Origin of the sequence: Methylobacterium nodulans ORS 2060, from assembly GCF_000022085.1 — a bacterium.
GTDB lineage: Bacteria > Pseudomonadota > Alphaproteobacteria > Rhizobiales > Beijerinckiaceae > Methylobacterium > Methylobacterium nodulans.
Map to the genome: position 1 here is coordinate 6,557,309 of NC_011894.1, position 18,293 is coordinate 6,575,601.

General features: G+C 67.5%; 22 protein-coding genes and 1 pseudogene. 3 read left to right on the plus strand and 20 right to left on the minus strand.

Features of this window, described 5'->3' with window-relative positions; translation table 11 throughout:
- Positions 1-7: 7 nt before the first annotated feature.
- Positions 8-1,342: an IS1182-like element ISMno38 family transposase gene (locus tag MNOD_RS30515; protein WP_012631034.1), complete on the minus strand. Its 1,335-nt coding sequence runs from the start codon at positions 1,340-1,342 to the stop codon at positions 8-10.
- A gap of 146 nt (positions 1,343-1,488) precedes the next feature.
- Between MNOD_RS30515 and MNOD_RS30520 the strand changes: the two genes are divergently transcribed.
- Both MNOD_RS30520 and MNOD_RS30525 read left to right on the plus strand, forming a co-directional pair.
- Positions 1,489-2,796 carry a hypothetical protein gene (locus tag MNOD_RS30520; RefSeq protein WP_050783434.1) on the plus strand — a complete coding sequence of 436 codons (1,308 nt, stop codon included), beginning with the start codon at positions 1,489-1,491 and terminating at the stop codon, positions 2,794-2,796.
- Between the two features lie 196 nt (positions 2,797-2,992).
- Positions 2,993-4,411 (plus strand): IS1182-like element ISMno32 family transposase, encoded by a 1,419-nt coding sequence (locus MNOD_RS30525; RefSeq protein ID WP_015932817.1) that lies wholly within the window; start codon positions 2,993-2,995, stop codon positions 4,409-4,411.
- A 187-nt stretch (positions 4,412-4,598) separates the two neighbouring features.
- Here the strand turns inward: MNOD_RS30525 and MNOD_RS30530 are convergent, their stop codons facing one another.
- Positions 4,599-5,120, minus strand: a complete 522-nt coding sequence (locus MNOD_RS30530; RefSeq protein ID WP_015932818.1) for a DedA family protein — start codon at positions 5,118-5,120, stop codon at positions 4,599-4,601.
- A 180-nt stretch (positions 5,121-5,300) separates the two neighbouring features.
- Between MNOD_RS30530 and MNOD_RS44360 the strand changes: the two are divergent.
- Positions 5,301-5,516: pseudogene (locus MNOD_RS44360) on the plus strand (KUP/HAK/KT family potassium transporter); the annotation flags it as partial.
- 343 nt (positions 5,517-5,859) lie between these two features.
- On the opposite strand, the gene MNOD_RS30540 reads toward MNOD_RS44360, so the two are convergent.
- The 18 genes from MNOD_RS30540 to MNOD_RS30610 all read right to left on the minus strand — a co-directional run bounded on the left by MNOD_RS30540 (position 5,860) and on the right by MNOD_RS30610 (position 18,293).
- On the minus strand, positions 5,860-7,251 hold the full coding sequence (locus MNOD_RS30540; RefSeq protein ID WP_015932819.1) for a coiled-coil domain-containing protein: 1,392 nt from the start codon (positions 7,249-7,251) through the stop codon (positions 5,860-5,862).
- A 4-nt stretch (positions 7,252-7,255) separates the two neighbouring features.
- Entirely contained in the window at positions 7,256-8,236 is a 981-nt protein-coding gene (locus MNOD_RS30545) for a DUF6384 family protein (RefSeq protein WP_015932820.1), read from the minus strand.
- On the minus strand, positions 8,229-9,035 hold the full coding sequence (locus tag MNOD_RS30550; RefSeq protein ID WP_341874475.1) for a hypothetical protein: 807 nt from the start codon (positions 9,033-9,035) through the stop codon (positions 8,229-8,231). The genes MNOD_RS30545 and MNOD_RS30550 overlap by 8 nt, the downstream gene beginning before the upstream one ends.
- 67 nt (positions 9,036-9,102) lie before the next feature.
- Positions 9,103-9,378: a hypothetical protein gene (locus MNOD_RS50365; protein ID WP_341874476.1), complete on the minus strand. Its 276-nt coding sequence runs from the start codon at positions 9,376-9,378 to the stop codon at positions 9,103-9,105.
- 718 nt (positions 9,379-10,096) lie between these two features.
- Entirely contained in the window at positions 10,097-10,645 is a 549-nt protein-coding gene (locus tag MNOD_RS30555; protein ID WP_015932821.1) for a hypothetical protein, read from the minus strand.
- A complete protein-coding gene (locus MNOD_RS30560; protein ID WP_015932822.1) occupies positions 10,646-10,876 on the minus strand; it encodes a hypothetical protein in 231 nt (76 codons plus the stop codon). It abuts the gene before it with no gap.
- A gap of 2 nt (positions 10,877-10,878) precedes the next feature.
- Positions 10,879-11,295 carry a hypothetical protein gene (locus MNOD_RS30565; protein WP_015932823.1) on the minus strand — a complete coding sequence of 139 codons (417 nt, stop codon included), beginning with the start codon at positions 11,293-11,295 and terminating at the stop codon, positions 10,879-10,881.
- 9 nt (positions 11,296-11,304) lie between these two features.
- On the minus strand, positions 11,305-11,718 hold the full coding sequence (locus MNOD_RS30570) for a hypothetical protein (RefSeq protein WP_015932824.1): 414 nt from the start codon (positions 11,716-11,718) through the stop codon (positions 11,305-11,307).
- A gap of 168 nt (positions 11,719-11,886) precedes the next feature.
- Complete coding sequence (locus tag MNOD_RS30575; protein WP_015932825.1) at positions 11,887-12,822, minus strand: hypothetical protein; 936 nt, start codon at positions 12,820-12,822, stop codon at positions 11,887-11,889.
- Positions 12,823-12,857: 35 nt separating this feature from the next.
- Positions 12,858-13,253 (minus strand): hypothetical protein, encoded by a 396-nt coding sequence (locus tag MNOD_RS30580; RefSeq protein WP_015932826.1) that lies wholly within the window; start codon positions 13,251-13,253, stop codon positions 12,858-12,860.
- Complete coding sequence (locus MNOD_RS30585; RefSeq protein ID WP_015932827.1) at positions 13,250-13,693, minus strand: hypothetical protein; 444 nt, start codon at positions 13,691-13,693, stop codon at positions 13,250-13,252. The genes MNOD_RS30580 and MNOD_RS30585 overlap by 4 nt, the downstream gene beginning before the upstream one ends.
- Positions 13,690-15,141 carry a hypothetical protein gene (locus MNOD_RS49460; RefSeq protein WP_244424592.1) on the minus strand — a complete coding sequence of 484 codons (1,452 nt, stop codon included), beginning with the start codon at positions 15,139-15,141 and terminating at the stop codon, positions 13,690-13,692. Before MNOD_RS49460 ends, MNOD_RS30585 begins: the two co-directional genes overlap by 4 nt.
- 259 nt (positions 15,142-15,400) lie before the next feature.
- Positions 15,401-15,844 carry a structural cement protein Gp24 gene (locus MNOD_RS30595; protein ID WP_015932828.1) on the minus strand — a complete coding sequence of 148 codons (444 nt, stop codon included), beginning with the start codon at positions 15,842-15,844 and terminating at the stop codon, positions 15,401-15,403.
- Between the two features lie 42 nt (positions 15,845-15,886).
- Entirely contained in the window at positions 15,887-17,119 is a 1,233-nt protein-coding gene (locus tag MNOD_RS30600) for a DUF2213 domain-containing protein (protein ID WP_015932829.1), read from the minus strand.
- 53 nt (positions 17,120-17,172) lie between these two features.
- Positions 17,173-17,364, minus strand: a complete 192-nt coding sequence (locus MNOD_RS30605; protein ID WP_015932830.1) for a hypothetical protein — start codon at positions 17,362-17,364, stop codon at positions 17,173-17,175.
- A 75-nt stretch (positions 17,365-17,439) separates the two neighbouring features.
- Positions 17,440-17,568, minus strand: a complete 129-nt coding sequence (locus tag MNOD_RS50145) for a hypothetical protein (RefSeq protein ID WP_015932831.1) — start codon at positions 17,566-17,568, stop codon at positions 17,440-17,442.
- A gap of 298 nt (positions 17,569-17,866) precedes the next feature.
- On the minus strand, positions 17,867-18,025 hold the full coding sequence (locus tag MNOD_RS44365; RefSeq protein ID WP_015932833.1) for a DUF3309 family protein: 159 nt from the start codon (positions 18,023-18,025) through the stop codon (positions 17,867-17,869).
- Between the two features lie 13 nt (positions 18,026-18,038).
- Positions 18,039-18,293 carry an Acb2/Tad1 domain-containing protein gene (locus MNOD_RS30610; protein WP_015932834.1) on the minus strand — a complete coding sequence of 85 codons (255 nt, stop codon included), beginning with the start codon at positions 18,291-18,293 and terminating at the stop codon, positions 18,039-18,041.

Genomic DNA, 18,293 nt, shown 5'->3' on the forward strand with positions numbered 1-18,293 from the left:
CACAGGCTCAGCGCGCGGCCTGCGCCAGCTTCAGGAGGTTATGGGCGGTGCAGATCATCGCCCACTCGCCGCGGACCTGATCGAGCCCACGTAGCAGGAACTGTCGGAAGCCTCTGGCCTGCTTGATCTGCCCGAACACCGGCTCGACGACCTGCTTCCTGAGACGGTAACGGCTCCGGCGCCCAGCCCGCTTCAGGCGGACGGCCATCGCGCTCATCAGGGGCATCTTCGTCAGCCTCCGGCGACCTGCTGCATCCGCCTCGCCGTGACGGGCACGGCCCGGAGCGAGATAGGCTGTGATCCGTCGCTCCTGCAGCGCGGCCAGGTTCGCCTCGGTGGCAAAGCCGGCATCTCCGGAGACCTCCCGCGGCTTGCGCCCGAGATGGGTGCAGACGCCGTCGACGAGCGGCACGAGAGCGCGCGAGTCGGCGGGGTTCGTCACGAGCCGATGCGCGACGATCACCTGATGGGCCGCATCAACCGCAATCTGGCCGTTGTAGCCCTGCACGAACCCGTCGCGCGTGGGCAGGATGCGGCTGTCCGGGTCGGTGAAGTTGCGCTGCGCCCGGTCGGGCGGACCGCCGTCCTCGCCCCGCAAGGGCCGACCTTGCCAGCGCATGCCCGACGAGGCCCCCGGCCCGTCCTCGTCCTCCGGATCGGGCGGATCGGCAGCCTCTGCCTCCAACGCGGCCTTGGCGGCGCGGATCGTCTCCAGCCGCCGCTGCTTGTCGGCCATCCAGGCCGGTGTCTCGTCGCCACGATGGTCGGTCCCATGAGCCCGATCCTCCGCCGCGTCGGCCTCGCGCGCTTGATCCAGCCAAGCCTCGACCTCGGCGGCCAGCGTCGACTCGGCCGCCTTCATCCGGCCGTAGCTCATCGCCTTGTGGCGCGAGGCGTTGGCCTTCAGCTTGGTGCCGTCCACCGCCACGTGGGCAAAGCCGACCAGCCCGGCCGCCCGGCACAGCCGCAGCACCTGCACGAACAGGTCCGAGAGCGCCGTCAGATGCCGCTTGCGGAAGTCAGCGATGGTGCGGAAGTCGGGCCGGTTCAGGCCGGTCACGGCCATGAAGTCAACCCGCTCCTCGCAGGCGCGGGCGAGCTGACGCGACGAGTACAGACCGCGGCTGTAGCCGTAGAGGAGCAGGGCCACCATCATGCCGGGATGGTAGGGCGGGTAGCCGCGCTCCTCGGTGTAGGTGTCGAGAATGGCTGAGAGGTCGAGCGCCTCGCGCACCGTATCGCGCACGAAGTGCGCCATGTGCCCGGGCGGCACGAACTCATGCAGCGAGGGTGGCAGCAGCCAGCCCTGATCGACGTCCCAGGAGCGAAACACCTTGGCCATGAGCCGAGTGAATCATCCCAAAGCGCCGCCGTCGAGGTACTTACTCGGACGGGCTCCTAGGGCTAAAGGAGGCGGTCGACCGATGGGTCCGCCTCAACTGCAACCTGCCGCAGGACGCCGACCCGAAACCCTGCGGCGCGCGCCCGGTGATCCTCGCGAGCGCGGGCGGGGCGAGCCGCGCCGCTTTTTTCACCGTCTCGGTCGTGGGAGACATCCTTGACGACGGCCAAGTCGACCTGCGCCGCCGCCTCTTCGCGATCTCGGGCGTGTCTGGGGGCTCGGTTGGTGCGGCCGTCATCCGGGCGGCGCTGGACGATGCCGGACTGGACGGGAGGGCACCCTGCCAGCGCGTGGGGCGTTCGTGGTTCCGTTTTCACGACGACCTCACGCCCCCGTACTCCTGGAGGGTGTGCCTGCAGGCCCTGACCGCGGGCGATTTCCTCTCGCGACCCTTCATCGGCTTGGCATTTCGCGACCTGTTCGGCTTTCCCCTTCATCTCTTCGGGATGTCCGACCGTGCCGCCCTGCTGGAGAACGCGTTCGAGGATCAGTATCGCTACCTGATCGACCCGGACCGCCGCGCCGATAGCGGGTTGACCCGCGCCGTCGGCGAGTTCCCGCATGGTAAGGAGCGCTGGGTCCCCCTGCTCGCGCTGAACACCACCTCCGTCCTCGACGGTCGACGCTCAATCGTCTCGGACCTGCTGACTTTCTGGTGCGATGGGAGCAAGGCGGTTCCGTTCTTCCCGGCGGCGGTCGATCTTTTCGAGACGCTCGGCGCGACCCGCACCTGCGCGGATGGGAAGCCGGTGCCGGACGCGAGCACGCCGGCCGTGCGCCTGTCATCGGGAGCGACTGCAAGCGCCCGCTTTCCGGTGATCTCGCCCTATGCCGGAATCCGCAATCGGCAGGGCGAGGTCGACCTCGTCGTCGACGGGGGCTACTTTGAAAATGATGGCCTGACCTCGGCGCGGCAGCTGGCCGAGGCCATGCATACCGTGCAGCCCGACCTTCCGCGACCAGTCATCCTGCACGTCACGAACAATCCGACATCCGAATCCATAGGCGACCCGGACGTGGCGCCCCGGTCGCCCCGGGATCCAAAGTGGTACGATGCCTACATCGCCCCGCTGGCAGCCCTCGTGGAGACCCGCGACGGTCACGCGGCGGAAGCCTTCAAGGCGGCGCAAGAATCTCCGGTCGTGGAGAAGGTGCTCTCGTTCCAGGTCTACGACGTTGTGCCGTCGCGTGGTGCTGCGCGCGCCTGCTCGCTCTCGCGCGCGCAGGACTTAGGCGCCGAGGGCGGGCCCGTCGAGCGCATCAAGGACTTGTCGATGAGCTGGTGGCTGTCGGGAGCCGTCCAGGCCTACCTCGACAGTCAAGTCTGCAACCGCGCCAACGTCGACAGATACAAGGACTTGGTCCGCCTCGTCGGCGCGGGCGAGAGGAAGTGAACGATACGGGCGCAGGCGACGAGCTCACGGCCGCCGAGACTGTCTTCCGCCCGCGCGCTCGGCGTGGTTGTAGGACGAGGATCGTGTCATTTCCGAATGATACCGGCGCGCGGGGCCTGTTGAAAAAGGGTGGTTAGGCTTTGTCACGGCGGTAGAGCAGTGATTCCCTTCCAGTGTTGGTGGCTGGGAGGGCCCCATGCTGGGTCGGCGGGATCGGGATCAACCCGAGTTGTTCGTGGCAGGCTCGCTGCGCCAGATTTTGCCGGATGATCACATCCTGGTGCGGGTCGACCGGGTGCTCGATCTGTCCTGGCTGCGGGCGAGCGTGGCAGACCTATACTGCGCGACCACCGGCCGACCAGGCATCGATCCCGAGGTCGCCGTGCGGCTGATGCTGGCCGGGTTCCTGCTCGGGATCGTTCACGACCGCCGCCTTTTGCGTGAGGCACAGGTCAACCTCGCGATCCGCTGGTTCGTCGGCTACGGCCTACACGAGGCGCTACCGGATCATTCCTCGCTCACCCGCATCCGCCAGCGCTGGGGCGCGGAGCGGTTCAAGGCGATCCTGGTGCGCACGGTGGAGGCCTGCGTGGCCGCCGGGATTGCCAAGGGTGAGGTGGTCCACATCGACGCCTCGCTGGTGCGCGCCGACGTGACCTGGGACGCTATCGCCGACGCTCACGCCGAGGCCGTCACCCGGGCGCACGCGCCCTTGCCGGACACGACCCCGCCCGCGCCGTGCCAGGAGCCACGTCCGGCGCCCACCTCGGGCCGCACAAGTGCGGGTAGCAAGCCGCGGCGTGTCTGCACCACCGATCCGGACGCCTCCCTGGGCAAAATACGAAGCAATCTGCCCGCCCAGCCCTCCTCCAAGCAGCACACCGCCGTCGATGCCGCGTGCGGGGTCGTCCTCGACATCTTGGTCACGACGGGGGCCGCCCACGAGAGCACCACCGTCGAGGACCAGCTCGACGCCGTGACGGCCGCCACCGGCCAGCCGATCCGGATCGCTACGCTGGACGCGGGCTACGCGATCACGCGCCTGTTGGCGAGCCTGGAGGCGCGCGGCATCGAGGCCATCGTTCCCACCCGACCCGAGCGGCCGCCCCGGCCCGGCGTCATCCCTGTGCGGCGCTTCAAGCTCGATGCCCGCCACAACCGCGTGCGCTGCCCGCGAGGCCGCACGCTGCGCCCCCATGGCAAGCCGGACGCCGACGGGTTCCAGGCCTACCGCGCCCTGGTGAAGGACTGCACTGCCTATCCGCTGCGCCCGCGCTGCTTCAGCCCGACCCTGAAGCGGCGGGCCATCCTCCTGCACAAGGATCATCCCGCCCTGATCCGAGCCCGGCGCAAGCACCGGGCCTGGGGGCCACGGGAGAAGGCGCTCTATGCCTCGCACCGCGGCCGGGTCGAGGGCGTGCATGGCGAGGCCAAGACCTGGCATGGCCTGGACCGCGCGATCCGGCGCGGGCTCGGCAACATGAGCATCCAGGCCTACCTGACCGCTGCCGCCATCAACCTCAAGCGCCTCGCGGCCGCGATCCGTCTGCTTCTGCGCAGCCTCCAGCTCTGGCACGCGCACCTGGGTCATCCCGTCGCGCGGCCAGCCGCGTAAGCCAACAAACTTAAACTGGCTTCTTCAACGGGCCCGCGCGTTTGCCCTGATCCGTTCACATGGGGTTTGTCGAAGACAGCGCAGAGTACGACGGGGCCATCGCGGCATTCGCCATGAGGTGTCTGACCACCGAACGCTGAACATCCCGCGGCACCGAGTGGACGATCATTGCCTCAGCGATAGGAGCTCAACCGCGATACCAGGAGATCAGGCCAGCCCCAGGCGCGAGCAGGATGAACGACCATGCCAGGGCTGACGGCAGATTCGCTGCCTGGAAGACTAAGCGGCGCACGCCAAAAACCCCTGCGACGAGCGGGATCACCGCCCGGATTGGCCCGAAGAAGCGACCCAGCGCCACCGCGCCGGCACCCCAACGCGCGCAGAAGGCATCGGCCCGCGCCACGGCCTTGGGGTATCGCCGCATCGGCCACATGCGCTTAGCGTCGTCCTTGAAGTAGCGGCCGAACTCGTACGAGAGCCAGTCGCCGAGCGCTGCCCCGAGCGCAGCGCAGAGCACCACGGGCCAGAAGGCGACATCGGCGGCCGCGATCATCGGGCCGATGGCGAGCAGGATGACTGTCGCGGGCACCAGGAACGACAGGAAGGCGACGGACTCGCAGAAGGCGAGCACGCCCGCGATCAGTGGCGTCCAGGCCTTGTGGGCTTCCACGAAAGCGAGCGTTGCTTGGCGGATTGCGTCAAAGTCCATCAAGAGGATCACCTGCCGAGGGAAGCGAGAGAGGGTGGTGAGGGGCGCCCCGAGACCATGAGCTAGCGACGCTCAACTCGCGCGAACGCTTTTCGCTCCTCGGCGGTTGAAACCGGTCTTGGGGATGCCCTGCGATCTGGTCGGAGTACCGACCCGATACCCACAAGTGCCACCACCGAGTTGCTGGCGGGGCCGGTTCCGAACCCGACGGGCACGGATCACGCGACGAAGACGGGGTTCTGGACGCTCACGCTCGGCTCCGTGGGCGTCGTCTACGGCGCCATCGGCACCAGTCCGCTCTACGCGCTCAAGGAATCGCTGCATGCGGCGGCGGGCGAAGGCAGGCCTCACGGTCTCACGCGCGAGATGGTGTTCGGTGTCGTCTCCCTGATGCTCGACGGCGCTCACGCGCAGGTTCATCATCCTGTGACGCCTGTGCGAGCGGCCGCCGCGGCCATCTTTCTCATGTCTCTCGCCCTGATGGCGGCCCAGACGCGGAGATGGGCTCGCGAGGCGGAAAAGAGGAATCCACCGCTCGGGCGCTTTATCGAGACCGACGGCGTTCGCCTGCACTACGTCGAACGCGGATAGGGCCCGCCGCTCATCGTGCTGCATGGAATCGGCAGCTTGGCGCAGGAATTCCTTTTGGGAGACTTCATTGCCCTCGCCAGCAGAAGTTCCGGGTGATCCGGGCGACCAGGCAACTGTTGGATGTCTCGTCCAATCCCGTCCCTTCCGCTCAGAATGACCCGCCGGTCCTGAAATCGTCGCCGCCGAAGGCCCCACCCGTCCCGAAGCTGTCCGGGGGCGGGATGGGCAGTCCACCACCAAAGCCGGAATCCCACGGACTTGGCCCCCGGTGAAAACCACCATGCAGGACTTGCCCTAGGACCGCGCCGCCAATCGCGCCCGTGAGAACGCCGCCCAGCACATTGCCTAGGGCGGCCTCGTTGCCGAATGTCCCGTAAGGGGTGTCGTAGCCCTGATGTCGAAGCTGCTGCCACTCGTGCTCGATCATCGCGCGGCGCTGAGCCGTCTCCTTGAGCTGGCGGTGAGCGTCGACCGCCTGTCGCAACGCTTGGTTGATCATGACATCGGTCGCCTGGATGCGAGCGACGATCTCTTCGTCCCGTGGTGTCGGGGTCGCAAGAGCCTCCCGGTAGAGTTGGTCGAGGTTCTCGCGTTCGTCGGCGGCAGCCAACAGCTCGATGGCCTCACGATACGGGGTGTCCCCCTCCAGGACAGAGGCGTCGTAGGAGCGATCTAACACAGCAAGGGACTCGCGCGCCTCAGCGAGCCTGTGCTCCGCGTCGGACAGGGTGTCGCGCGCCTTGGCCGCCTTGGTCTCTGTCGTCTCGATGCTGGCCTCGATGAGCGCCTTGCGCTCTATGGCGGTGAGCCTGGCACGTGCCTCGCGGAGGTCGCTGATGATGCGCCTGGAATGCTCCCGGAGCCGCTCGGGAATCTCGTTGAGAAGGGCATAGTTGGCCCGCGCCTTGTCGTAGCCGACGACACGCGCAACCAGACGATCCATGTAGCGAGTGAACGGATTAACTCGGTAGGCAGCCGTGCTGAACTTCCGGCTCCACAGGTACATGAACAGTGGGTCGGCCTCATAGGGTCGGCGCTTTTCGTCCCGGTCGGCCTCCGCCTGCACAGCCTTCTTCTCGGCCTGCCGGGCCTGTCCGGTGATCTCATCAACCCGAGCCCGGACCGAGATCCACTCGGGGTCGATGCTGATTTTCGCCTCGACCTTCTTGCGGGTGGTCTCGACCTCCCCCAGGGCCTTTTCCAAAGCGTCAGTGGCGGCCTGCCGCTCCGTCTCCGCCTGCCTCACCCGCTCCTCAGCTTGCCGGCGCCGCTCAGTCAGTTGCTGCAGGGCATCCTGGCGGCTCTTGAGAAGGCTGACGGCTTGGCGTTCGGCGGCATCAAGTTGGCTGACGACTTTATCCTTCGTGATCGCGTCCAGCTTCAGCCGTGCGAGTTCGCGGAAGGCCTCCGTGCGTTGGATGCGCAGGCGGCCGACCTCCTTAGTCGCCGTGGTATAGGCCCGCTCGAGCTGCGCCTCCTGCTGGCGAGCCTTTTCGATAGTATGCTCTATCTGCGCGAGCGCCTGCCGTCCTGAGATCATCCTGTCACCATCGTAGGATCGCGCCGCCGAGGACCGGCATCTGGTAGTCGACGTCCAGATAACCGCGCCGCTTCTCGCCCAAACGATTGCGCTGCACGATGCCGTCGTCGTTCTTATCCTGCTGCACTTGCATGGCCGTGGCCTCACTCACACGCACGCCCCACTTAGACGTGGTCACCGTCTGGCCGTCCTCTTCGCTGGTGACCGGTAGGCTGAGGATCCGACCATCGGGGGCCACCGGCTCCACAATCAAATAGTAGTTTCGCCCTGCTGGGTTGCGCGGCGGCACGCGCCAGATGCCGGTGGGCTCGCCTGGGCGGGAGACGATGCGCAAGATATACTCGCGGCGCAGATCTGCTCGCAGAGCCTCTAGATTGTTTATGGCTTGCCGTGCGCCTTCCGCGTCCTTCCGCTCGATGGCAGCTTTTCCGTCCGCCAGGATCTGGTCGGCTCTCTCCCGCGCCGCCGGAAGCTGCGCCTCGCGCAGCACGTCCTCGTGCCCTTGTTCCAGGGCAGCCGGCAATCTCTCGGCGAGATCGGTCCGCTCTCGCTCGGTCCGAGCCTGCTCCTGCGCCGCCCGCTGCCGGGCGGGCTCGACGACGCCGAACTGATAAGCGCTCCAGCCGAGGCCGAGAAGCGCCGCGATGGTCAGGAGAGTCCGGCCTACACGCCCGCGGTTGATCCAGGCCCGCGCCACGGTGCGTGAGAAACTCGGGCCGGGTGGGGTGTAGGCGAAGCGCTGCTCCTTGAGGGCTCGCACCCCTTCCAGAAGGATGCGATCGGGCACCTCGATCCCCTGCCCGCGATAGATGTCGCGCAGCCTCTGTAGAAGCTGAGCGTCACGAACCTCCTCGCCAAGTTCGCGGCTGACAAGGTTCTCCTGATGGCGAAGCGTGTCCACCACGTCCATTGCGAGCATTACCTCGTCGAGGCTCTGGGGAGCCTTTCCGGCGTCCTGCCCGGTCAGTGCGGCTTGGTCAGCCATTGGCCGGCAATGCCTGCCCTTCCGCCACCAGGCGGGCAATGCGCCGCTTGCCGTCCTCAACGGCATCGCGGATCTCCGTCGAGTTCTGGGTCGCGAGCCGGCGCATCTCACCGATGATCTCCAGGGAGCGCTCCTGGAACGTGATAACCGAGTCCACGAGCTTCTTGACCGCGTCGGCCCGGATGGTCGGTCCGTAGCCTGCCTTAACGGCGGCTTCGCCGACCTGATCGCCAATCTCGGCCAGCACCTCCAGGCTTCGGGACACGCCCTCCTTCATCTCGTTCAGGGTCTGGGTCGCCTCGTGCAGCCCGAACATGCCGGTGAACGACGCCTTTAGCGCCGTGAACACAGAATCATTCGTCGAGAAGAAGGTCACGGCCTGAGCATAGACACGCTCCTTGGCGTTGGTCATCTGCATTAATCGCGCCATGATGACCTCGGAAGTGTTGTAGCTGACCGTCAGGTTATCCGCGAGGTCCTTGGCGATCTGGTAACGCTTCTCTTCGTCCTGGGTGCGACGGAGCTGTTCGTCGCGGGTTAGCTCAAGCCGGGCGCGCTCGGCCACCTCTGTACCCTTGAAGTTGACGACGGCATCGGATGCCCTCTGCAACCCCGCCTTGGCCGCCTCAAGTTTCTGCTCCGCGGTCCGGAGCACCTCTAGAGCCATCACCTCGGCGTGCTTGAGAGCGCCGCGGAAGTCGCGGTAGGCATCGAGGATAATCTGCTCGCGCTGGATCTGATCCTTGGTCGACCGAGTCACATCGAGATAAACCTCCTTGATCTTGTCGAAACGATCCACGACGTCTCCTCTGGATATCTTCATCCATACATTTGTGATACGCTCCATGAAATCGATCGTATGATCTTCAAGCTGGTCTACCATCTTCTTCGTGTCGTCGCGAATGGAGTAAGGCCTCGGTAATCTGGCGGTAGCGCTCCCCAATTTCCATTGCCTGAGTCTGCTCACGCACGACCTCGTTGAACACGCTGGTCTGACCGAGAGTGCGGGCGATGACTACGATCCGGTCCTGATCCAAGTCCGAGATCTTCTCCAATAGACCGTTGATGGGGGCATCCATGGCTGCAGGAGGAACAATCCCCAAGTCACGCAGGGCGGAGGTGGCCTTGTCGAGGTACTGCATAGGGGACCTCACGACGACATCGGACATGGCGCATCCTTCCAAAACGTTATCGAGGCTCCCGGTCTCTGACCGTGCGGATGCATCGAGAGAGGGAAATATGAAGGTTTGCTTCGCCTTTGGAAGCACAGGTTCCAATGAGCTAGGTGCCTGGCGGTTCCAAGAACCGCCTTCCGCACCGAATCACCAGTGGTCCCATTTCCGGCTGAAAGCGCCTGTACATCAGCGGCGCGAGCTGCTTGCGCGCTAATAGATTGCCCTCCAAGCAAAAGCTAGACAGTGCCGGAACCTTAACCTTAAATGAGTTGCGGCATTGCACAGCTTGATCAACCCCCACCGGGTGGCTCTTCGCGAAGTTTGATATTGTTGGCGAATTCCGATCAGGCCCGCCGCGGAGCTCGGGACGGAACCAGCGTCACGCCCGTGCAACGGCCGCGCCAAACGCCCCGCCGAAGAGCCACCCGAATTCGCCAACAGTATACCGCCCTTACGCGAACGGGAGGACGGTCAGAAGATGCGGTTCTGGAATGCCGAAAGGTCCGCTGTAAGACGGCGAGCGGCCGCTCCAGCGGCCCTGCTCGAAGGTCCGGAAGTGGCGCGAAGCGGCTGCCGGCTCAGCGTCCGCAGAGGCTCGCGATCGAACCGCATGACACGTTCCACTCAAGAGAGAAGCCCGCCGCGGCAGGGCCGGGCGGGCTCGGGAGAGGGGAGGGGGCGGGCGCTACTGGTCGTGCGCGTACTCGTACCCGCTGTCCGTGATCGGCCTCACGAGCTCCGCAAGCGGCGAGAGGTCCGGCCGCTGCATCACCAGCCAGACGACGAGCACAACCATCCCCATCCACATCGTGCCGAGTTGCACCTTGTCGCGCGGCGGCACCCCTTTGCCGAACAGATCCGGCACCGTGATCGAGATCACGAGCGCAACAACCCCGAACACCACCCAGAGGTCGAAGAACGGGTTATTAATCGGATGGGCGGGCTGACCGGACAGCCGCCAGAACAGCCCGATCGCGCAGTTGAGAGTGAGGCCGACACAGAACAGGAAGATCATCAGCGCGTAGAGGTGCGGCCCGTCCGGCCAGCCGCGCGTGAGGATCGCGGCCTTCGCCGGTCGCCAGTAGGCGAAGGCGGCCCAGCCGGACAGGACGAGGAAGACCGCCCGCAGACCGTCGCCCCGCGGCACGATCGGGGTCAGCGTCACCAGCAGGACGTAACTCGCGGCGACGACCAGCAGGGTCCACAGCATCCGGTACTCGAACACGCGCCGCATCTAGTTCGCGCCTTTCCTGGCTCGGCTGGCCCGGTCGATGGTGCGGCCCAGCAAGTCCAGCATCGCCTGATCCGCGCCCCGCATCTGCGCGGCCTGCGCCTCGATCGAGCGGACCTTCTCGGCGGTCTCCGCGCGCTGCATCGCCAGCGCCCGGCTCACCTGCTCCTGCTCGGCCGCCCGCTCCGCGGCCCGTCCGCTCAGCATCCGCCACATGGCCTGAAACACCCCCATGGTCAGCGCCCCGCCGTCTGGCGGTCGATCTGACCCCGCATCTCGTTGATCTGGCGGTTGCTGTCGCGCGCGACGTCCTCGAGTTCGCGCAGCGCCGCGGTGTGCGCGTCGATCGTCTTCTCCACGCGCTCGTCGCGCAGGAGCTGCTTGTCGAGCGCCCCCCTCGCCCAAAGGTCCATGGTCTGGACGGTGGTGATCAGGGATTGCTGCGATTGCTGGAGCCCCGTCATCGCGTCCTTGAGTGCCCCCAAGATCCGGTTGGTCTCGGCGGTGGTGATCAGGGTCTCGCGCGCCTCCTTGAGCCGCTGCTCGGCCTCGGTGTCGCGCTTGCGCTGGAGGTAGCCGATGACGATCAGCATGATGACCAGCAGGGCGCCGACGACGCCCTGCTCGGCGATCTTCTGAAGGGCGCCGTCCACGTCCGCGCCTCAGCGCTTCGCCACGACCGAGGGCAGGATCGCGTTGATCTGCGCGTCCTTCTGCTGGCTGGAGCGGGACGAGCCGAGCCAGAAGGCGATGGCGGTGCCGAGCGCGAGGTTCGAGGCGCCGTAGGCTTGGCTCAGGAGCTGGTAGACCCGCTCGGGGATCTCGCCCTGGATGAAGTAGAGCGCGCCGGTCAGCAGCGCCCAGGCGGTCAGGATCGCGATGGTGACGATCGCCGGCATCGAGGCGGTCCAGTGGTTCGCCTGCGCCAGCCCGACCTGCATCTGGCGGGCGCTGGCGAGGTCGCCCAGCTCGGCGAGCTGCACCTTCGCCGCCGCGTCGATCTCGGCGAGCTTGATTTGCGCGCCGGTCGGGTCGGCCTGCACCGCCTGGGTAATCGCCTGCGGGGTCGCCGGCACGCCCAGCGCCGCGCCGATGGCGGCCGCCGCGCCTCGCCCGATCGCCGCCCCGATGCCGCCGCCGGCGGCCCGGCCAGCGTGGTCCCGATGAGCGTGCCGAGCGAGGGCAGCCCGACTTGCGCGAGCTGCCCGGCGAGTTGGAGCCAATCCATGTCGTAAGGTCTCCGGTCAGGCGGCCTTGCGGCCGAACAGGCTCTTGAGCCACGCGCCCAGGCCGCCGGTCCGCACCATGCCGGGCGCGGGCGGCGGCTCCTCGACCACGGGCGGCAGGGGCGGGGCGATGTCCGCCAGCGTGGGCTTCGCGGTGTTGACGGGGACCGGCGGGATCGGCGCCATCGGCGCGAGCGGCGCCCCGACCTGCGGCTGCACGACGAGGCTGGGTTCGATCTGCGAGGTCGCCGTGGTCCCGGGTCGGTACCCGGCCGCCTCCAGCGCCCGCTTGAACGACCGGTAGTAGCCGGCGACCTTCAGGCCATTGGCGTCCGGGTTGACCATCGCGCGGGCGTTGGTCGGGTCCTCGCGCTGGGGGCCGAAGTAGTGCGCGAGCTTCTTGCCGGTATACCAGCCCTCGCTCAGCCCGATGAACAGCATCGCGGCGGCGATCCGGTCGTCCAGCATCAGCGCTGGCGTCGAGACGAGATCCTGCTCCGGCGTGAGATAGCCGAGCCTGCGCAGCCGCACCGACGCGCGCTGCGCGTTGTCCTTGCCGGTGGACTGCACCAGCCCCATGCCGCGAAAATCCCAGCCGTCCGTGGAGGGGGCCGGGGCGTTGCCGAGGCGCCCGCCGTAGACCTTGATCGCCAGGGCCTTCGGGTTGCGCACGTAGGGCGCTGCTGCGGCCTCGGTCGGGAAGCGACTCGGCCACACGGCCTTGATCCGCGCGGCCGAGGTGTAATTCAGGCTCTCGGTGCGCGGGATCATCGCGCCGCCGGTTTCCCAGAAGGCCGTCGCGAAGCAGCAGGCGAGGGCCGTAAGCAGGAGGTCGGGCGGGGCCATGTCGAGCATGGCGTTCATCCCGTCGACCTGGGACTGGGTGAGGCTGCCGCCGAAGGGCTGCTGGCGGACGGCATCGTAGAACGCCCGCCGATCGAGGGCAGCGGTCATGCGGATCTCCGGTGTCTGGGGTGGGCGGGGTGCGCCTAGACGATGGGCGTGGTGGGCTGCGCCGCGGCGGCGTCGAGGCTCAGCGTCAGACCGAGGCTGGCGAGGACGGCCAGGACGCCCGCCTCCGAGGTGGCCGCGTCGATCGCGACGTTCGTCTGCATCCGCGCCATCTCCAGGCGGGTCGAGTCGGCCGCCATGGCATCGACCATCTGGGCCATCTCAGTGTCGGAGATGCCCCGGATCTGAGCTTCCTCGTGGATCATGTCGGAGGCGCCGCCGGCCAGGACCCGGCGGGCCTCCTGGAGCTTCAGGACGTACATCGCCCGCAGGGTCGGCTCGACGCCATCGCTCTCGGCGATCGACACGAAGTAGCTCTGCGCCCGCTTCTTGGCGGCTTCCTTCAGGGTGGTGAGGTCCGGACCGAGGATCATGCCGTCACCTCCAGCGTGATCGCCGCGCGCCGGGCGGGGAACGGCTCGATGGTCAGCGTGTACGTGCCGGGGATCGAGAAGCCGATCGCCAGATCCCCGCCCGGGTGCTCGATGCTCCCGTTGTAGGGGCCGGCGAAGCGGACCGGGCCGGCCGGCACGGCGGGGATCGTCACCTCCTCGCCGGCGGCGGCCGTGAGGCTCGCCGGCAGCTCCAGCACCGGGCGCTCGCGCAGCTCGGGCGCGTCGCCGGACAGGTCAACGTAATGCGTCGCCTGCTGGCCCTCGCCGGGCAGCATTCGGTGGCCCTGCAGCCGGGCGATCTGGAGCACGCCGCCGGCCATGCGACCATGGACGGTAAGACGTCCGGTGTCGTCGTAGGCCACGTAGGAGACCTGCTCCACGAGGGCCGGGTGGGCGGCGTCCTCCACGCCAGCGCTCATCGCGACAACTCCGTAACCTTGAGGAATGTGGTGCCACTAGCCCTGGCGGCATTGCTGTTGACCAGACGATACCAGTAGACGCCGGGATTTGCGACGGTATCGACCGTCACGTAGCAGGTCGGTCCCATGTAGACCAAGTTATTGGTACTGTTTATGTGGTAGGCGCAGTTGCCCGCCAGGATATGAGGCCCGTCGCTCCGGTAGACGTCGAGCGCACCGATAGCGGTCCCGAGAGAATAGCCGTTTCCGCCCGTGCCGGAAAAATACATGCCGATCTCGACACGAGTGTTGGGTTGTCTGATGTTGATCCAGCAGTAAATGTCGTCGCCGGTACCAGTCTGTCCCCACACCGTCTGCGAGATGGCGTTGTTGTTGACCTGCAAGTTATCGACAACCAAGTTGCCGATCTGCGCCGAGTAGGAGATGAGCTGCCCGGTCGACAGCTCGCTGGCGGTGATGGAGTTGGCGACGAGCTTGTCCGCCGAGATCGAGCGCGCCCAGATGCCGCCGCCGTTGAGGCCGGTGCCGTTGATGATCAGGTTGCCGGCGGCATCCCACATCGCGAGGCCCCAGCCGCCGCCGGAAAGATCCTCGATGTAGCCGACCGCCACGCGCAGCACGCCATTGCTATCGCGCGAGAACATCCGGCCCCAGCCGGCCTCCGGGCGGGCCTGGAGCACGAAGTAGTCGGAGCCCACGCGGATGTCGGCCGACGACAGCATGCCCGCGCCGATCTTGTCGGCGGTGACCTGCGCGGCGCCGATGTGGCTGGCCTGGATCTGCCCGGCCGCGATGTGGCTGGCCTGGATCGCGTTGGCGGCGATCTGGTTGGCGGTGATGGTGCCGGTGTTGATCCGGGTGCCGTCGATGATCGTGCCGCCATAGACGGGGTTGAGGCCGGCATACCCGTCATACGAGCACATCAGGACGGTGTTCGTATTGGCGAAGATGTCCGGCCAGTTGTTTGCGGCAGCATAGAGCACGCTGGGGGTCGTCTTGTCCCACCAGACGTAGACATAGGCGCCGCCTCCTCCAAAGCTGCCGGCCGGCACGAGGCTCGACACGATGTTGCCGGCATCATCGATCCACAGGACGTAGCCTGCGGTCCATGAGAGGACGCGGGTGTTCTTATCGACCGAGAAATCGAGGTTGACCGTGCGGATGGTCGACCGGCCAGACCACGGTGAGCACGAACAGGCCGGCGTGGGTCCGATCGCTGTCGAACGGCAGCCCGTCGAGGGCGGCGGTGTTCGGGTGAGCGCCGCCGGATCGAGGCGGGCGAGCTGGTCGGCGTAGCGGCGCGCCCACTCCTCTTGGTGGGCGGTGAGCCCGATGGTGCCGCCCTCGCGCCGGCCGGTGGCGGGGTTGATCCGGCCGACCAGATCGAGCGCCACGTCCCGCGGGTTGCGCCCCGCCACCATGCCGGCGGTGAGCGCCGCGCGGATCATGGTGCGCTGGTCGTCCACGATCTCGGTCACTTTTCGCGAGGAATGGGGTCCAGTCGGGGACGTTGGTGTCCACCGGGACGAGCCGCGGGTAACGGATCTCGGGGTACTGCGTCCGGTAGACCGTGGGCTCGATGAACGACTGCTGGCTGACCAGGAAGGCCAGAGCACGCGGCGCATCGATCAGGAACTGGCCTCGCATGGTCAGTTTCTCCTTTCGATTCACTTCGATTGTGGGTGGGGAGATCCGTCTCGCGCCGGATCAGGGAAGATTGAGCGTCAGCTTGACGAGCTGGCCGTCTGCGGCGCTGCTGTCGAACACGGCCGGGATCGCGGTGCCGTCCGCCGCGGTGGCGGTGAACCTGCCCGCGCCGGTGAGGAAGGCGGCCGCGCCCGCCGTGATGGCGCCGGTGGCCCGCACCCAGACCGTGCCGCGCTGCATGACCGACACCGTGTCGCCCTTCGGGTGCAGGTCGCCCGCGGCGTTCACCGTGGGGAAGTGGTCGACCACCGTGACGCCGCGGAACACCGTGCCGGTGGCCGCGATGGCGTGGTCCGAGCCACCCTGGAAGACCGGGCGGCCGAAGCCGATCCCGTCGTCCGACGCGATGACCCGGGAGAGGATCCCGCCCGGCTCCATGGCGGCGATCTGGCCCTCGAAGGCCGGGGCCATCCCGCCCGCATACGTGGTCTGAACCGGAGGCATGTGACTATGCTCCTATTCTAGTTCTGCCGAGTCATGCTTGGGTCATTGCACTGCGCGGCCGGTCGGCGACTTCCAGGCACTGGTGAGATAGTCGACGTTCGCCGCATAGGCGTCCGCGATGGCGGTCCGGCCGCTGGTCGGCGTCACGCCATCCGCGATGGTGCGGGCGAGGGGATCCGCCGGCTTGTGGTCCTTGGCGATCGCCAGGAAGGCGCCCTCAACCACGCCGTCCGTGAGATCCTTGGCACTGTCGCCCAGACGGGCGGTCACCACCTCGCGGCGGATCTGGGCGTCGGTCTTGCCGGCGTCGGTGAAGGTCGCGCCGATGACGGTCTTGGCGACATCGATCACCGCCGCGCGGGCGGCCACGGCGGCCGCCAGCTTGTCCGGGGTGAGGGCCGAGTCCTCGACCTGCTTCTTGAGGACCGCGATCTCGCCGTCCTTGGTGTCGAGTGCCTTGCGCGCGTCCGCGAGCTCGGCGTCTTTGGCCTTGATTGCCGTGGCGTGGGCCTCAGCCGCGGCCTTGGCATCGGCGGTGAGCTGCAGGTTGTCGGCCGTCAGCTGGCCGATCTGCTTCTGCAGGCCGGACACCGCGACCACCGCAGCATCGCTCATCTCGACGGTGTGGCCGTCGATGGTCATCGTCTTCAGGACGGGGGGCATGGGGATGGCTTCCCTCTGCTGTTGCTGGTCGGAGAGCACCCGCATGGTCTTCGCCTCGGCGGGGTGCTGGTCGCCGATGCGGCACTCGGGGCCGGCTCGCCCGCGATCCACGATCGCGACGTGATCGACCACGATGTTGGTCTGGCGGGCGTCGTAAGCGCGCCCATCCGGGGTAGTGCCGGGGGTCCAGTCGAGGTCGCACTGGTACCCGACCGACAGCTCACGCTTGCCGTCCTTGACCGCCTCGATCGCGGTCTGATCAGCCAGCAGCATGGGGATGCGCACGAATTCGCCGTCGCGCAGCACCTCCTCGCCCACGTGCCCGCGCGCCACATCGCGCCAGGTGGTCGGGGTGACGGGGGAGGGCGGGTGATCGAGGGTGACGGGCTTGTGGCCGAAGGTGCGCAGGCTATCGGCCCGGAACACCTCGTCGGCGTCGCGGTAGACCCGGACGACCGGCATCTCAGGCTTGCCCACCTCGGCGCCGAGGTAGTCCTGCACGTTGCCGCCCCGGGCAGCCTTGGCCTGGAGGACGAGCGCGCCGTTGCGCATCTCGCGTGCGTTCGCGATCTCGGCGGCCTCGCCGAGCGACAGCTGATCGAAGAACTGCATGGAAACCTCTGCTGCCGGCCGCCCGCGGCGGCCCGATTGAAGCCGACGAGGCGCTATGCCCCGCGCCAGTGGGGGTGCTTGCGGGTGATCCGGACGCGGCCGCCCCGGGTCTCGGACAGGAAGTGGCCGGGGCGCCGCGGATTGGGCCGCAAATAGCCGTCGGCGTCCTCGGCCGGGATCACCACCTCGCCGGCGAGGTCGTCGGTCGTGATCACGCGGTCGAGCCGCTCGCCCTCGAGCGTCACGATGAAGGTGATCCCGCGGTCGCGCGCCTCGGAAGGCGCGGAAGCCGGGATCGCGCTCGTCCGACGAGACCCGCATCAGCCCTGCCCCATGGCAAGCAGGCCGACGAGCCAGCCGAACCCGACGAGGCAGCCGGCTGCCGCGAGCCCGATCAGGATGTCACGCAGGGCCCGGCCGTAGCCGGTACCGCCGACGAAGCCGGACATCAGCAATCCCATCCGGTGAGAAGCATCACGAAGCTGGCGGCCACGAGCGCGGCGATGGCCAGCCAGAACAGCGGATCAGTGCCGATCATCGCCAGAACAGCACCAGAACGCCCAGGAATAGGACCGCACCGGCGTAGAAGGTCAGCCGGTCCGAGGGGGTGATCTCGCGATTGTCCGGCATGGGATCAGGAGGGCCAGACGGCGCCGACGATCGCAACGGCGCCGAGGGCCAAGACCGCCAGCGCGACGGCGCCGAGCACCGTCGCGGCCTCGGGGCCGGAGCCATTGCGCCACGGCATCAGATGTGACCCAGCAGAACCAGGATGATGACGACGACGAGCAGCAGGCCGATCAGTCCGCCCGGCACGAAGCCCCAGCTCGCGTTATAGGGCAGGCCGAGCGGCAGGGCGCCGAGCAGCGCCAGGATCAGGATGACGATCAGGATGGTGCCGAGCATGTGCGCCTCCTCATCAGGTCGTCACGGCGCGAACCGCCCGCATCACCGCGTCCTCGACGTGGGTCCGGGTCAGCTCAAGGTCGCGGTCATCGAGCTTCTCGACGCTCGGCGGCACTTCGGCGATCTCGTGGATCAGCTGGATGAAGGTCGCGCCGGCGTCCTTGATCCGGGTCACGAGGGCCTTCTCGTCCTCGGTCAGGAGCCGGGACTGGTGGCGCACGCCATTGTTCGCGGTGCGCTTGTCCGACGTGCTCTCGACGGTGGCCAT